Source organism: Micromonospora sp. MH33, from assembly GCF_003013775.1.
GTDB lineage: Bacteria > Actinomycetota > Actinomycetes > Mycobacteriales > Micromonosporaceae > Micromonospora > Micromonospora fulviviridis.
The window spans coordinates 1-14,220 of record NZ_MUYZ01000172.1; the positions used below are offsets into that span (position 1 = coordinate 1).

At 75.1% G+C, this 14,220-nt stretch carries 12 protein-coding genes; all 12 read left to right on the top strand.

What is annotated here, in order from left to right:
- Positions 1 to 282: 282 nt before the first annotated feature.
- Positions 283 to 723 (top strand): DUF4395 domain-containing protein, encoded by a 441-nt coding sequence (locus B0E53_RS23125; RefSeq protein WP_107077981.1) that lies wholly within the window; start codon positions 283 to 285, stop codon positions 721 to 723.
- Between the two features lie 117 nt (positions 724 to 840).
- On the top strand, positions 841 to 1,911 hold the full coding sequence (locus tag B0E53_RS23130) for a LacI family DNA-binding transcriptional regulator (protein WP_107077982.1): 1,071 nt from the start codon (positions 841 to 843) through the stop codon (positions 1,909 to 1,911).
- Positions 1,908 to 2,840, top strand: coding sequence for a sugar ABC transporter permease (locus B0E53_RS23135; RefSeq protein WP_107077983.1), 933 nt, complete (start codon positions 1,908 to 1,910; stop codon positions 2,838 to 2,840). The genes B0E53_RS23130 and B0E53_RS23135 overlap by 4 nt, the downstream gene beginning before the upstream one ends.
- 1 nt (position 2,841) lies before the next feature.
- Positions 2,842 to 3,681 (top strand): carbohydrate ABC transporter permease, encoded by an 840-nt coding sequence (locus B0E53_RS23140; protein WP_107077984.1) that lies wholly within the window; start codon positions 2,842 to 2,844, stop codon positions 3,679 to 3,681.
- 35 nt (positions 3,682 to 3,716) lie between these two features.
- Positions 3,717 to 5,012, top strand: a complete 1,296-nt coding sequence (locus B0E53_RS23145; protein ID WP_107077985.1) for a sugar ABC transporter substrate-binding protein — start codon at positions 3,717 to 3,719, stop codon at positions 5,010 to 5,012.
- A 2-nt stretch (positions 5,013 to 5,014) separates the two neighbouring features.
- Positions 5,015 to 6,148: an ADP-ribosylglycohydrolase family protein gene (locus B0E53_RS23150; protein WP_107077986.1), complete on the top strand. Its 1,134-nt coding sequence runs from the start codon at positions 5,015 to 5,017 to the stop codon at positions 6,146 to 6,148.
- Positions 6,145 to 7,524 (top strand): ADP-ribosylglycohydrolase family protein, encoded by a 1,380-nt coding sequence (locus tag B0E53_RS23155; RefSeq protein WP_107077987.1) that lies wholly within the window; start codon positions 6,145 to 6,147, stop codon positions 7,522 to 7,524. Before B0E53_RS23150 ends, B0E53_RS23155 begins: the two co-directional genes overlap by 4 nt.
- On the top strand, positions 7,521 to 8,453 hold the full coding sequence (locus tag B0E53_RS23160) for a PfkB family carbohydrate kinase (RefSeq protein WP_107077988.1): 933 nt from the start codon (positions 7,521 to 7,523) through the stop codon (positions 8,451 to 8,453). Before B0E53_RS23155 ends, B0E53_RS23160 begins: the two co-directional genes overlap by 4 nt.
- Positions 8,450 to 10,399: an SUMF1/EgtB/PvdO family nonheme iron enzyme gene (locus tag B0E53_RS23165; protein ID WP_107077989.1), complete on the top strand. Its 1,950-nt coding sequence runs from the start codon at positions 8,450 to 8,452 to the stop codon at positions 10,397 to 10,399. Before B0E53_RS23160 ends, B0E53_RS23165 begins: the two co-directional genes overlap by 4 nt.
- Positions 10,396 to 12,546, top strand: a complete 2,151-nt coding sequence (locus tag B0E53_RS23170; RefSeq protein WP_107077990.1) for an alpha/beta hydrolase-fold protein — start codon at positions 10,396 to 10,398, stop codon at positions 12,544 to 12,546. Before B0E53_RS23165 ends, B0E53_RS23170 begins: the two co-directional genes overlap by 4 nt.
- On the top strand, positions 12,543 to 13,736 hold the full coding sequence (locus B0E53_RS23175) for a CoA transferase (protein WP_107077991.1): 1,194 nt from the start codon (positions 12,543 to 12,545) through the stop codon (positions 13,734 to 13,736). Before B0E53_RS23170 ends, B0E53_RS23175 begins: the two co-directional genes overlap by 4 nt.
- Positions 13,736 to 14,220 (top strand): aldolase/citrate lyase family protein (locus B0E53_RS23180; protein WP_246835555.1); only part of this gene is annotated, 485 nt, incomplete at its 3' end. The genes B0E53_RS23175 and B0E53_RS23180, both read left to right, overlap by 1 nt.

Consider the following 14,220-nt stretch of genomic DNA (forward strand, 5'->3'; position numbering starts at 1 on the left):
GGCGTCGAGGAGCACCTCGACCGGGCCCGCGAGCTGGACGTCTGGCGTACCCCGACGGTGCTGCTGGTGGACGGCGACGGCCGGATCGTCCGGCGGGCCGCCGGCGTGCCGGACCGGGCGGACCTGCTCGCCGCGCTCGCGCCGCTGGCCGCCGGGGCGCGGGCGTGACCGGCGTCCGGCTGATCCGGCGGCGGGTGGTGGACCACGGGCGGCTCGCGGCGAGCCTCTGTGCGCCGGTCGCCACCGCCTGACCGACCCCTTCGCCGCCGAACGGAAGCCCCCATGCTGCTCGACCCTCGCGGGCCGCGGTTCGCCGCCGCCCTCACCACCGTCGTCCTCGCCGTCGCCCTGGTCACCGGCTCCGGCTGGCTCGTCCTGGCCCAGGCCGTGGTCTTCGCGCTGACCGCCGTCCACCCGCGACTCGGCCCGTACGGTCTGCTCTTCCGCGCCCTGGTGGCGCCCCGGCTGCCCCCGCCGGTGGAGCTGGAGCCGGTGGCCCCGGTCCGCTTCGCCCAGCTCGTCGGCCTGGCCTTCGCCGCGGTCGGCGCGGCCGGCTGGCTGGCCGGCGTGCCGCTGCTCGGGCTGGTCGCCACCGCGGCGGCGCTCGCCGCCGCCTTCCTCAACGCGGCCTTCGGCCTCTGCCTCGGCTGCGAGGGCTACCTGGCGGTCCGCCGCCTCACCGGCCACCCGCTCACCGCCCGGGTCCCGGTTCCCCCGCGCTGAGTCGCCGACCCAGGTCAGCACGGTTGGAAACGTTTTCGTAACGAGGTCTTGACCTGGTCGTCGAGTCAGGCGCAGACTCCCGGAAACGTTTACAGCAGACAGCTGGAGGTGCCGGGCGTGGGTCGTAAACGTTTACAGGAGTCGGCCGACGGCCGGCCCACCGTCCACACCGTCGCCGCCCGCGCCGGTGTCTCCATCGCCTCTGCCTCCCGCGTACTCAACGGCGTCGGCGGCAGCCCGGAGACCGTCCGCAAGGTGCGCGAGGCCGCGGCCGAGGTCGGGTACGTGCCCAACGCCATCGCCCGCTCGCTCCAGTCGCAGCGCACCGGCCTCGTCGCGCTCGCCGTCGAGGACATCGGCAACCCGGTGTACGTCGAGATGATGCGGGCCATCGAGTCGGTGGTCGCCGCGTCCGGCCGGCAACTGCTGGTGCACGCCACCGGCGGGCAGATCGCCAACGAGACCGCCCTGCTGCGCCGGCTGGCCCACCGCTACGTCGACGGGATGATCGTCTCCCCGATCCGGGTCACCGACGACCACCTCGCCGCGCTGGTCGACAGCCCGGTGCCGGTCGTCGTGGTCGGCCAGCTCCCCGCCGACGCGCCGGTGGACAACGTCCGCACCGACTCGCGTACCGGCGTGGGGCTGGCCGTGGACCACCTGGTCGCGGCCGGGCGGCGGCGGATCGGCTTCGTCAACGGCCCGCTGGACACGGTGCCCGGCGCGGCCCGCGACGCCGGCTTCCGGGCCGCGCTCGCCGGGCACGGCATCGCGCTCGACGAGCGTCTGGTCGAGGTCGGCGACTTCCGGTACGCGGCCGGCCGGGCCGCCACCGAGCGCCTGCTGGCCCGGGCCCGGCCCGACGCGCTGGTCTGCGCCAACGACCTGATCGCCGTCGGCGCGCTGCACGCCCTGCTGGCCGCCGGCCGGCGCGTCCCCGAGGACGTGGCGCTGGTCGGCATGGACGACACCGAGCTGGCCCGGATGATGTTCCCGCAGCTCTCCAGCGTCTCCCTCGGCTCGGCCGAGCGCGGTCGCCGCGCCGCCGAACTGCTGCTCCGGCGCATCGCCGACCCGACCCTGCCGCCGCGCCGCGAGCAGGTCGCCCCCAGCCTCGCCGTGCGCGCCTCCAGCGCCGCGACGGCGCTCCCCGCTCCCGCGCCGCGTACCCCGGAGGTGACGGCATGACCACGGTGGCCGAACGGCCCGACGTCGCCCGCGCCGACGGGCCCCGCAGGGCCCGGTCCCGCTCCGACCGGCTCGGCATCTACCTGCTGCTGCTCCCGTCGCTGCTGCCCATCGTGGTGCTGTCGGTGTTCCCGCTGGTGCGCGGCATCTACCTCGGCTTCACCGACGCCCGGGCCGGGCGCAACGTCGAGATCAGCTTCACCGGGCTGGCCAACTACCGGGAACTGCTCGGCGACGAGCTGTTCTGGAACTCGTTCAAGATCGGCCTGCTCTGGGCGGTCGGGGTGACCGTGCTCCAGTTCGTGCTCGCCCTCGGCCTGGCCCTGCTGCTCAACCAGCAACTGCGCTTCCGCGGGGTGGCCCGGGTGCTGGCCGTGGTGCCCTGGGCGATGCCGCCCGTGGTCGTCGGCATCCTCTGGAAGCTGGTCTACCACCCGGACGCCGGCCTGTTGAACGAGTTCTTCCACCGCGTCGGCGCCGACGGGCTGCGCACCAACTGGCTCGGCGACTTCAGCACCGCCCTGCCCGCGGTCATCATCGTCGGCGTCTGGGCCGGCATGCCGCAGACCACCGTCGTCCTCCTGGCCGGCCTGCAGGGCGTGCCGCGCGAGCTGCACGAGGCGGCCGCGGTGGACGGGGCCTCCACCTGGCACCGGTTCCGCAACGTCACGCTGCCCGCCATCGCGCCGGTCGTCGTGGCGATCACCTCGCTGGACTTCATCTGGAACTTCAACTCGTTCGGCCTGGTCTACGTGCTCACCGCGGGCGGGCCGGGCGGCAAGACCATGCTGCCGATGCTCTTCGCCTACGAGGAGGCGTTCCGCTACGGCAACTACGGCTACGCCGCGGCCCTCGGCAACGTCATGGTCGTGATCATCGTCGCGCTGCTCGCGGTCTACCTGCGTCGCCGGTTGAGGGAGGCGAACTGACATGTTCGGAAAGCCGAGCCGCACCGGGCGGACGCTCCAGTACGTGGCGCTGACCGGCTACCTGATCTTCCTCGGGTTCCCGCTGGTCTGGCTACTCTCCACCGCGTTCAAGCCGCCGCGCGAACTGGTCCAGCTGCACCCCACGCTCATCCCGAGCAACCCCACCGTGCAGAACTTCATGCAGGCCTTCACCGAGCAGCAGCTCGGCCGGGCCGCGCTGAACAGCCTCCAGGTGTCGCTCGCCTCGGCGGTGCTCACCGTGCTGGTCGCGCTGCCCGCGTCGTACGCCCTGGCCCGGTTCCGGACCAAGCTCGGCACCGTCGCGCTCGGCTGGGTGCTGCTGTCGCAGCTCTTCCCGTTCGTGCTGCTGATCATCCCGATCTTCCTGATCCTGCGGCAGGTCGGGCTGGCCAACACGCACGCCGGGCTGGTGCTGATCTACGTGGTCTGGGCGCTGCCGTTCGCCCTGTGGATGCTGCAGGGCTTCGTCCGCAACATCCCCCGCGAGCTGGAGGAGGCGGCCAGCGTCGACGGCGCCAGCCGGCTCCAGGTGCTGCGCCGGGTGGTCTTCCCGCTGCTCGCGCCGGGCATCGTGGCCACCGCCCTGTTCTCCTTCATCTCCGCCTGGAACGAGTTCTTCTTCGCCCTGGTGCTGGTCAAGACCCCCGAGCTGGCGACCCTGCCGGTCGCCCTGGCCCGGTTCGTCGGCATCGAGGGCACCGCACGCCTGGGCCCGCTGGCGGCCGGTTCGCTGCTGGCCACCCTGCCCAGCCTGATCTTCTTCGCGGTCATGCAACGCCGCCTCTCGTCCGGGTCGCTCGCCGGCGCGGTCAAGGGCTGACCACACCCCCAACCACCACCAAGGAGGAATCCCCCATGCTCCGTAGCAGATTCCGTCGACTCGCCGCGGCCACCGCGGTCGCGGTCGTCGGGCTCGGCGCCCTCGCCGCGTGCGGTGACGGCGGCGGCGAGGACGAGAACTCGTCCGGCCCGGCCAAGCTGCGCTTCCTCAGCCTCGCCTGGCAGAAGGAGTCGCTCCAGGCCAACAAGGACCTGGTCGCCAAGTGGAACAGCGAGCACCCGGACATCCAGGTCGAGTACGTCCAGGGTGACTGGAACTCGATCCACGACCAGCTCGTCACCTCGTTCGAGGGCGGCGACGTGGCCGACATCGTGCACTACGAGGCCTCGGCCATCGGCGAGTTCAGCAAGCAGGGCTACCTGACCGACCTCTCCAAGCTGCTCAGCGACGACTTCAAGGGCCAGATCGACCCGGGCGTCTGGGACACCGCCACCTTCGACGGCAAGGTCACCGGCGTGCCGTTCCTGCTGGAGTCGCAGGTCGTCATCGCCAACAAGAAGCTGCTCGACGCCGCCGGCATCGCCGTCCCGCCCGCCGACGGAGGCTGGACCTGGGACGAGTTCCAGGCCAACGCCCAGAAGCTCACCAAGCCCGGCCAGTACGGCGCCGCCTGGGCGCTCAAGTCGCCCACCAACCGGGTGCTGAACCTGGCGCTGAACTACGACGGCAAGTTCTTCTACACCGACGGCGGCAAGACCGAGGTCAAGGTCGGCGACGCGGAGAAGGAGGTGCCGAAGCGGATCCACGACATGCTCTACACCAGCAAGTCGGCCTCCCCGGAGGCACTGGGCATGAGCGGCGCCGACACCCTGCCCGGCTTCTTCGGCGGCAAGTACGCCATGCTCCCCGGCTCGGTCTCGCTGCGCCAGCAGATGGTCGAGCAGGCCCCCGCCGGCTTCGAGTGGGTGACCCTCCCGCCGATCAAGGGCCTCTCCAGCAAGCAGGCCGCCAACCCGCAGACCCTGTCGATCGCCGAGGACAGCAAGCACAAGAAGCAGGCCGCGCAGTTCCTGGAGTGGTTCCTGAACCCGACCAACATGGCCGCCCTGGCCAAGGGTGACTGGCTGGTGCCCACCGGCAAGCAGGCCAACGAGGAGCTGGTCAAGGTCACCGGGGGCAAGCAGGGCTGGGACGTGGCCGCGGACAGCGCCGCCGACCTGACCGTCGCCCCGTTCCAGAAGGCCGACGGCTACCCGGAGTGGAAGACCAAGTACGCCACCCCCGCCCTCCAGCAGTACTTCGCCAACAAGATCACCCTGGACCAGCTCGGCACGCAGCTGGTCGACGGTGGCAAGCAGGTTCTGAGGTAACCATGTCACTCTTGCTCGACACGTCGGTCGGCTGCCTGGTCGGCGCCGCGGTGGGCGACGCCCTCGGCGGGGCCACCGAGACGGCCCTTCCGGAGCAGATCCGCGCCCGCTTCGGCGGCTGGGTCGAGGGGATCGTCCCCCCGTACCACGCCGACTGGGCCACCGCGCGGCCACTCGCGCCGTACCACAAGGGCGACGGGCACATCACCGACGACACGTTGATGACCCACGCCCTGGTCCGGGCGTACGCGGCCAAGCGGGACCACCTCGACGCGTACGACGTGGTGGAACTGCTCGTCCCCGACCTGATCGAGCGGGTGGTGTACATCCCGGACCTGGAGCGGGAGGGGGTGACCTTCCACCGCCTGGCCGCGGCCGAGCGGTGGCTGGTCACCCGCCTGCACCACGCCCACGCCGACCCGCGCGAGGCGGGCGTGGGCAACATCGTGAACTGCGGCGCCGCCATGTACATGGCCCCGGTCGGCATCGTCAACGCCGGTGACCCGGCCGGGGCCTACGCCGAGGCCGTGGAGATCGCCGGGGCGCACCAGCACAGCTACGGCCGGGAGGCCGCGGCGGTCTTCGCCGCCGCGGTCGCCGCCGCCGCGACCCCCGGCGCGAGCGTCGACGACGTTGTCGCGGCCACCCTCGACCTGGCCCGCGACGGCACCCGCGCCGCCATCGACGCGGTGGTCAAGGAGGCCCGCGGGCACGACGACTGGAAGGTTGCCATCCCGGCGCTGCGCGCCGCGGTGGCCCCCTACGACACGGTGGGGGAGGAGTACCGCAGCCCCGGCCTGGGCGCCCGCCGCCCGAGCCGGCTGCACGCCATCGAGGAACTGCCGGTGGCGCTGGGCATGCTGGTGGTGGCCGGCGGCGACTACCGGGCGGCGGTGCTCGGCTCGGTGAACTACGGCCGGGACGCCGACTCCACCGCCACCATGGCGGGCGCGATCGCCGGTGCGCTCGGCGGCGCGGCGGCCGTGCCGGCCGAGTGGTCGGAGGTGGTCGCGGAGGCGTCCCGCACCGACCTGGTCGAGCCCGCCCGGGTCCTCGCCGGGGTGGCCACCGAGGTGTTCGACCGTGACCGGGAGCGCTTCGCCCGGCGCGCCGAGCGGTTCGGCGGGCTGGCATGAGCGCTGCCGGGACGCCGGCCCGCGGGCTCCGGCTGACCTGGGTGCAGCCGGAGGACCTGCTGCCGCACGAACTGGCCGCGAGCCGCGACGAGGGTCGTGACGTCACCGCCCTGGCCGACCGCTGGACGGCGGCCGGCGGCGACGTCACGGCCCCGGTCAGCGGGGCCTCGCCGGTGCCGGCCCCGCCGGAACTGCGGGCCCTCGCCGTCGACCTGCTCGACGCCGCCGACGCGCTGCCCGGCCCCGACGGCGCGGACGAGCCCGGCGACCTCGACGCGGTCCGCAAGACCTGGCCGAGCGCCTGGGACCTGCCGACCACCGTCGAGCGGGACCGGCTGCACGGCGCCTGGCTCGGCCGGGCGGCCGGCTGCCTGCTCGGCAAGCCGGTGGAGAAGATCCCCCGTCACGGGATCCGGGAGATCCTCTCCGCCACCGGCCGGTGGCCGCTGCGCGACTGGTTCACCGCGCGGGGGCTGCCGGCCGACGTGGCCGCCCGCTGGCCGTGGAACCGGCGCAGTGCGCCGACCAGCCTCGCCGAGAACATCGCCGGCATGCCCGAGGACGACGACCTCAACTTCGCCCTGCTGGCGCTGCGCGTCCTGGAGACCCACGGACCCGGCTTCACCAGCGCCGACGTGGCGCAGGCCTGGCTGGACTGGCTGCCCGCGGGGCGGGTCTTCACCGCCGAGCGGGTCGCCTACCGCAACCTGCTGCTCGGCCTCACCCCGCCGGAGACGGCCCGCCGGCACAACCCGTTCCGGGAGTGGATCGGCGCGCAGATCCGCACCGACGTGTACGGCTGGACCAACCCGGGCCGCCCCGACCGGGCCGCCGAGGCCGCGTGGCGGGACGCCGCCGTCAGCCACGTCCGGGCCGGGGCGTACGGGGCGATCTGGGTGGCCGCCCTGGCCGCGGCGGCGCCGGTGGCCGGCGACGTGGACGCGGTCCTGGACGCCGGCGAGTCGGTGCTGCCCCCGGGCAGTCGGTTCACCGCCGCCGTCCGGGAGGCGCGTGCCCTCGGCGCCGGCGGCGACGACTGGGAAAGCATCGTGGACACCCTCTACGCGCGGCACGGTCACCTGCACTGGGTGCACGTCCGTAACAACGCCGCCCTGGTCGCCGCGGCCCTGGCGTACGGGCGGGGCGACCTGGAACGGTCCATCTGCGCGGTGGTCGCCGGCGGCTGGGACACCGACTCCAACGGCGCCACCGTCGGCGCGGTCACCGGGGCGCTCACCGGCGCCGCGCGGCTGCCGGGGCGCTGGGTCGCGCCGCTGCGCAACCGGCTGGCCAGCAGCATCGCCGGCTTCGACGGCATCGGCTTCGACGAGCTGGCCGACCGTACCCTCACCCTGGCCCACGGGAACCGGGCATGAGCGCCCGGGTGGTGGTGGTCGGCAGCGCCAACCTGGACCTGGTGGTCACCGCGCCGCAGCTGCCCCGGCCCGGCGAGACGGTGCTCGGCGACGACTTCCGGATGGTGCCCGGCGGCAAGGGCGCCAACCAGGCGGTCGCCGCCGCCCGGGCCGGCGCGGACTGCGCCTTCGTCGGCGCGGTCGGCGGCGACGGCTTCGGCGGGCTGCTGCGGGACAACCTGGCCGCCGCCGGTGTCGACCTGCGTGGCCTGCGCACGGTCAACAGGCCGTCCGGGGTCGCGCTGATCGCCGTCGACCACGCGGCGGAGAACTGCATCGTGGTCGCCCCCGGCGCGAACGGTGCGCTGACCCTCGACGACGCCGACCGGAGCGCGGTGGCCGCGGCCGGCGTGCTGCTGCTGCAACTGGAGGTGCCGCTGTCGGAGGTCACCCGGGCCGCCGGCTGGGCCCGCGCCGGCGGCGCCGCCGTGGTGCTCAACGCCGCCCCGGCCCGGCCGCTCCCCACCGAACTGCTCGACCTGGTCGACGTGCTGGTGGTCAACGAGCACGAGGCCGCGGTCGTCGCCGGGGTGTTCACCGACGAGCCGGCGGCGCTGCTCGACACCCTGGTCGGCCTCGTGCCCCGGGTGGTGCTCACCCTCGGCGCGCGCGGCGCCGCCTACGCCGACCGGGACGGCGCCCGGATCGAGGTGCCGGCCCCGAAGATCGACGCGGTGGACACCACGGCCGCCGGCGACGCGTTCACCGGCGCGCTCGCGGTCGCCCTGGCCGAGCGCGGCGGCCTCACCGGGGACACCGCCACGGCCGTGCTGCGCTGGGCGTGCGCCGCCGGCGCGGCCTGCGCCGAGCGCCCCGGCGCGTCCACCGCCCTGCCCGAGCGGGCCGCCATCGACGCGCTGTCCGCCGCCACCTACGGAGAGGTCGAGTGAGTTTCAACCCGTACGTGCCCCGGCCGATCGACCGGCCCACCGAGGTGCCGCTCGGCGCGCACGCCCACCTGACCACCCTGGACGAGGCGAAGATTTTCGCCGCCCCCGACGACCCCGCGGACTGGCCCGCCTGGCGGGAGCAACTCACCCGGTGGCGGGCCGACGCCCGCGCCCGGCTCGGCTACACCGGCGGGCACTACGACGAGATCGCCGGGGACTGCTTCACCGTCTGCCTGGCCTGGCTCTGGGACGAGACGCTGTACGACCACGACCGCGGCGAGTTCACCGTCGGGGCGTTCCTCGACGCGGCGCGGCGCGACTTCGGCGGCTTCGACGGGGTGGTGCTCTGGCACGCGTACCCGGTGATCGGGCTGGACGAGCGCAACCAGTTCGACTGGTACCGCGACGTGCCCGAGCTGCCCGGGGTGGTCCGCGCGTTCCAGGCCGCCGGGGTCCGGGTGTTCGTCGACTACAACCCGTGGGACACCGGCACGAGGCGGGAGCCGGGCGCCGATGCCGAGGAGGTCGCGGCGCTGGCCGCCCGGCTCGGCGCCGACGGCGTCTTCCTGGACACCCTCAAGGAGGGCGCCGGCGAGCTGCGCAAGGCGCTCGACGCGGTCCGCCCCGGCCTGGTCCTGGAGGGGGAGAGCCGGGTGCCGCTGGCCCGGATCGCCGACCACGCCATGTCCTGGGCGCAGTGGTTCGCCGACTCCGCCACCCCGGGCGTGCTGCGGGCCAAGTGGTTCGAACGCCGGCACGTCCTGCACCACACCCGCCGTTGGCACCGCGACCACCTCGACGAGCTGCACTCGGCCTGGCTCAACGGCTGCGGCGTGCTGGTCTGGGAGAGCGTCTTCGGCGTCTGGGTCGGCTGGAACGAGCGGGACCGGGCCGTGCTGCGGGCCATGCGCCGGGTGCAGGCCAGCCACGCCGCGTGGCTGCGTGCCGAGGACTGGGTACCGCTCGCCGACCACCCCGGCGCCGGCCAGGTGTACGCGTCCCGCTGGACCCACGACGACCAGCCGCTGTGGACGGTGGTCAACCGCGGGGCCGACCACGACGGCCCGTGGCTGCTCACCGACCGCCGGCCGGGGCGCTTCGTCGACCTGGTCACCGGCGCCGAGCTGACCGTCACCGAACTCGAGGACGGCCGGTTGGCCGTCGGCGGGCCGCTGCCCGCCGGGGCGATCGCCGCGGTGGTCGCCACCGGCACCCCGGTGCCCCGGCACGAACCGCCGACCGGGGACCCGTCCTTCCCGGCCCGCGCCGCCGTGCGCGCCCGCACCCCGTGGTATCCGCTGGCGGCCCTGCCCGACGGCATGGTGACCGTGGAGGGTGGGCGGCACGAGCTGACCGTCCACCACCGGGTCCGGGAGACCGGCCTCTACGGCGAGGCCCCGTACGTCGACGAGTGGAAGCCGCTGCCGCCGCGCCTGCACCACACCGGCACGCTGCGCCGCCAGGTCCGGCCCGGCCGGTTCGCCATCGACACCCACGAGGTCACCCACGGCCAGTACGCCCGCTTCCTCGCCGCCACCGGTTACCGGCCGGTCCGGCCGGAACGGTTCACCGCCGGGCAGGGCCCCGCCGACGCCCCGGTCACCGGGATCGATCTCGCCGACGCGCGGGCGTACGCCGACTGGGCCGGGCTGCGGCTGCCCACCGAGGACGAGTGGCAGGTGGCCGCCGAGGCGGGCCTGCTGGCCCGGCGGGAGCCGCTGGTGTGGAACCTGACCGAGAGCGAGCACTCCGACGGGCGGACCCGCTTCGTCATCCTCAAGGGTGGCTGCGCGTACCGGGCGGAGGGCTCCGACTGGTACTTCGACGGCGGCCCGCAGCCGCCGGACGTGTCGGTGAAGTTGCTGCTCACCGGCGCCGGCCTCACCCGCTCCACCTCGATCGGCTTCCGCTGCGCCGCCGACCTGCCCGAAGGAGCCCTCCGATGAGAAGATCCTGGCGCCCCGGCGCCGCCCTGGTCGCCCTGCTGGCCGCCGTGGGGCTCGCCGGCCTGGCCCCGGAGACCGCCCTCGCCGGCAAGGAGCGGTCCGGCACCCTCACGACCGCCACCGCGGCCTCGCCGGCCCTCGGCGCGCCCATCGACTACACCGTCTACCTCCCGTACGGCTACGCCGACGCGGCGAACGCCGGCACCCGCTACCCGGTGCTGTACCTGCTGCACGGGCGCGGCGACACCATGCAGGCGTGGACCCGGGTGAAGAGCGACCTGGACCGGCTCATCGCCGACGGCGAGGTGCCGCCGGTGATCGCCGTGCTGCCCGACGCCCCGTGGAGCGAGCGCGGCAACTGGTACGTCGACTCCGCCTACACCGGCGCCGACCGCCCCGGCCGGCCGGTGGAGACCGCGCTGACCCGGGACCTCGTCGCGCACGTCGACGCCACGTACCGCACCGCCGCGCACCGGAACGCCCGGCTGGTCGGCGGCTACTCGATGGGCGGCGCCGGCGCGCTGCGCTACGCCCTCGCCCACCAGGACCTCTTCGCCAACGCGCTGGTGCTCAGCCCCGCCGTCTACCGGCCGCTGCCGCCGGCCGACTCCTCGGCCCGCGAGTTCGGCGCGTTCGGCGACGGTGACCGGCCCTTCTCCGACGAGGTGTACCAGCGGCTGAACTACCCCGCCCTGCTGCCCGGCCTCGACGCCGAGTCGCCGGTGCGGATGTTCATCGCGGTCGGCGACGACGAGTGGGCCAACCCCGACCCGGCCGACGCCGCGCACGACCTCGACTACGAGGCCGCCACCCTCTACAACACGGTCCGCCGGGCCGACGGCGTCGCCGCCGAGTTCCGCGTCCTCGACGGCGGGCACGACTGGGACGTCTGGCGGCCCGCGTTCGTCGACGGCCTGAAGCACCTGGCGGCCACGCTCAGCGTCACCCCGCCGGCCGGGCTGCCCGCCCCGCTGCACGGCACCGCCGGCGCCGACTGGGCCGGCGGCGTCGCCGCCCACCCCGACGGCGAGGTCACCCTCGGCTACGCGGCCACCGGCACGGTGGCCGGCCAGCCGTACGCCGGCGGCCTCGACGCCGTGGTGACCCGGCTCGCCGCCGACCGGCGCACGGTCCGCTGGACCAGCCAGTTCGGCACCCCCGCCAACGAGCGGCTCTACGGGACCGTCCCGCTGCCCGACGGCGGCGTGCTCACCGCCGGGTACACCCGCGGCGACCTCGACGGCCGGCACCCGGGCAGCCCCGCCGACGACGCGTTCGTGGCGAAACTGACGGCCACCGGGCAGCGGGCCTGGCTCACCCAGGTCGGCGACCCCGCCAAGGCCGACCGGTTCTACGCGATCACCGCCGCCCCCGACGGCGGCGCGTACGTCGCCGGCTACACCAGCGGCACGTTCGGCGGGACCGGCGCCGGCGACAAGGACGCCGTGCTCGCCCGGATCGACCCGGACGGCACCCTGGCCTGGACCCGGCAGTTCGGCGGCCCGGGCGAGGACAAGGCGTACGCCGTCGCGGCCGACGCGAACGGCGTCTACGTGGCCGGCGGCACCTCCGGCGCGCTGCCCGGCGCCACGCCGTTGGGCGGCGCCGACGGCTGGCTCGCCCGGTTCACCCCCGACGGCGCCCGCGACTGGCTCACGGTGGCCGGCGGCACGGGCGACGACCTGCTCGGCGGGATCACGGTCACCGACGCCGGCCAGGTGGTGGCCACCGGCGCCACCGCCGGGGACGTGCTCACCGTGGCGTACACCGCGAAGGGCGCGCAGCGCTGGCGGACCGTCACCGGCGGGCGCGGCGCGGACGCCGGCACCGACGTGCTGGCCCTCGCCGACGGCACCCTCGCCGTGGTCGGCTTCACCGGCAGCACCCTCGGCGTGCCGGCCGGCGGCGCGGACGTGCTCACCCTGCGCCTCGACGCCCGCGGCCGGCAGGTCGCCGTCGCCCAGTACGGCACGGCCCGCGACGACGCCGCCGACCCGTTCGGCGAGGAGAACGTCTACGCCACCGTCGGGCCCGACGGCCGGCTGCTGGTCAGCGGCCGCACCACCGGCGCCCCCGACGGCGGCGCCGCGCTCGGCAACGGGGACGTGTTCCTGGCCGCCGTCGACCCGGCGAAGGGGACGCCATGACCACCCCCGGGCCGCTGCACGGCGTCAAGGTCGTCGACCTGGCCACCCTCTTCGCCGGCCCGCTGGCCGCCGCGTTCCTCGGCGACTTCGGCGCCGACGTGGTCAAGGTGGAGCACCCGGCCAAGCCCGACCCCTCCCGGGGGCACGGCCCCGCCAAGGACGGCGTCGGCCTGTGGTGGAAGGTGCTCGGCCGCAACAAGCGGACCGTCACGCTCAACCTCTCCGACCGGGACGGCGCGGAACTGCTGCGCCGGCTGCTCGCTGACGCCGACGTGCTGGTGGAGAACTTCCGCCCCGGCACCCTGGAGCGCTGGGGCCTCGGCCCGGACGAGCTGCACGCGGTCAACCCGCGGCTGGTCATCGCCCGGATCAGCGGCTTCGGGCAGGTCGGCCCGTACGCGCCCCGGCCCGGGTTCGGCACCCTCGCCGAGGCGATGAGCGGCTTCGCGGCGGCCACCGGGGAACCCGACGGGCCGCCGACCCTGCCGCCGTTCGGGCTGGCCGACTCCGTCACCGCGCTGGCCGCCGCGTACGCGGTCATGCTGGCCCTGCGCGGCCGCGACTTGACCGGCCGGGGCCAGGTGGTCGACCTGGCCATCATCGAACCGATCATGGCGATGCTCGGCCCGCAGATCACCTGGTACGACCAGCTCGGCTACGTGCAGCCGCGGCTGGGCAACCGGTCCAACAACAACGCGCCCCGCAACACCTACCGCTGCGCCGACGGGCGGTGGGTGGCCGTCTCGACCAGCGCCCAGAGCATCGCCGAGCGGGTGGTCCGGCTCGTCGGCCGCCCGGACCTGGTCGACGAGCCGTGGTTCGCCACCGGCAGCGGGCGGGCCGCGCACGCCGACGAACTCGACGCGGCGGTCGGCGGCTGGGTGGCGAAGCGGGACCGCGACGAGGTGGTGGCCGCGTTCGAGGCGGCCCAGGCCGCCGTGGCCCCCGTCTACGACGTGCGGGACATCCTCGCCGACCAGCAGTACGCGGCGCTCGGCACCGTGGTCACCGTCCCCGACGAGGAACTCGGCGAGGTACGGATGCAGAACGTGCCGTTCCGGATGTCGGACAGCCCCGGGGAGATCCGGCATGCCGGCCGCCGCCACGGCCAGGACACCGACGCGGTGTTCGGCGCGCTCGGGCTGACCGGCGACGAGCTGGCCGCGCTGCGCGAGCGCGGGGTAATCTGATGCTGCTCACCTGGCTCTACGTGCCCGGCGACCGGCCCGACCGGTTCGCCAAGGCGGTCGCCGCCGGCGCCGACGCGGTCATCCTCGACCTGGAGGACGCCGTCGTCGCCGGCCGCAAGGCGTACGCCCGGGAGGCGGTCGCCGAGTTCCTCGCCGACCCGCAGCCGCTGCCCGTGCAGGTGCGGGTCAACGAGCTGGCCGGCCCGGACGTCGCCGCCGACCTGGCCGCCGTCGCCGGGCGGCCGGGGCTGGCCGGGCTGCGCCTGCCCAAGGTGGAGTCCCCGGCGACCGTCGCCGCCGTGGCCGCCCGGGTCGACATCCCGCTGCACCCGCTGGTCGAGTCGGCCGTCGGGCTGGAGTCCGCGTACGCCATCGCGGCCGCCCACCCGGCGGTGGCCTCGCTCGGGCTCGGCGAGGCCGACCTCCGCTCGGACCTGGGCGTCGCCGACGACGACGGCCTGCTCTGGGCCCGCGGCCGGGTGGT

Bases quoted from the DNA above. Each gene is read 5' to 3' on its own strand.
- B0E53_RS23125 (WP_107077981.1), top strand. From the start codon at position 283: ATGCTGCTCGACCCTCGCGGGCCGCGGTTCGCCGCCGCCCTCACCACC.
- B0E53_RS23135 (WP_107077983.1), top strand. From the start codon at position 1,908: ATGACCACGGTGGCCGAACGGCCCGACGTCGCCCGCGCCGACGGGCCC.
- B0E53_RS23140 (WP_107077984.1), top strand. From the start codon at position 2,842: ATGTTCGGAAAGCCGAGCCGCACCGGGCGGACGCTCCAGTACGTGGCG.
- B0E53_RS23145 (WP_107077985.1), top strand. From the start codon at position 3,717: ATGCTCCGTAGCAGATTCCGTCGACTCGCCGCGGCCACCGCGGTCGCG.
- B0E53_RS23150 (WP_107077986.1), top strand. From the start codon at position 5,015: ATGTCACTCTTGCTCGACACGTCGGTCGGCTGCCTGGTCGGCGCCGCG.
- B0E53_RS23155 (WP_107077987.1), top strand. From the start codon at position 6,145: ATGAGCGCTGCCGGGACGCCGGCCCGCGGGCTCCGGCTGACCTGGGTG.
- B0E53_RS23160 (WP_107077988.1), top strand. From the start codon at position 7,521: ATGAGCGCCCGGGTGGTGGTGGTCGGCAGCGCCAACCTGGACCTGGTG.
- B0E53_RS23170 (WP_107077990.1), top strand. From the start codon at position 10,396: ATGAGAAGATCCTGGCGCCCCGGCGCCGCCCTGGTCGCCCTGCTGGCC.
- B0E53_RS23175 (WP_107077991.1), top strand. From the start codon at position 12,543: ATGACCACCCCCGGGCCGCTGCACGGCGTCAAGGTCGTCGACCTGGCC.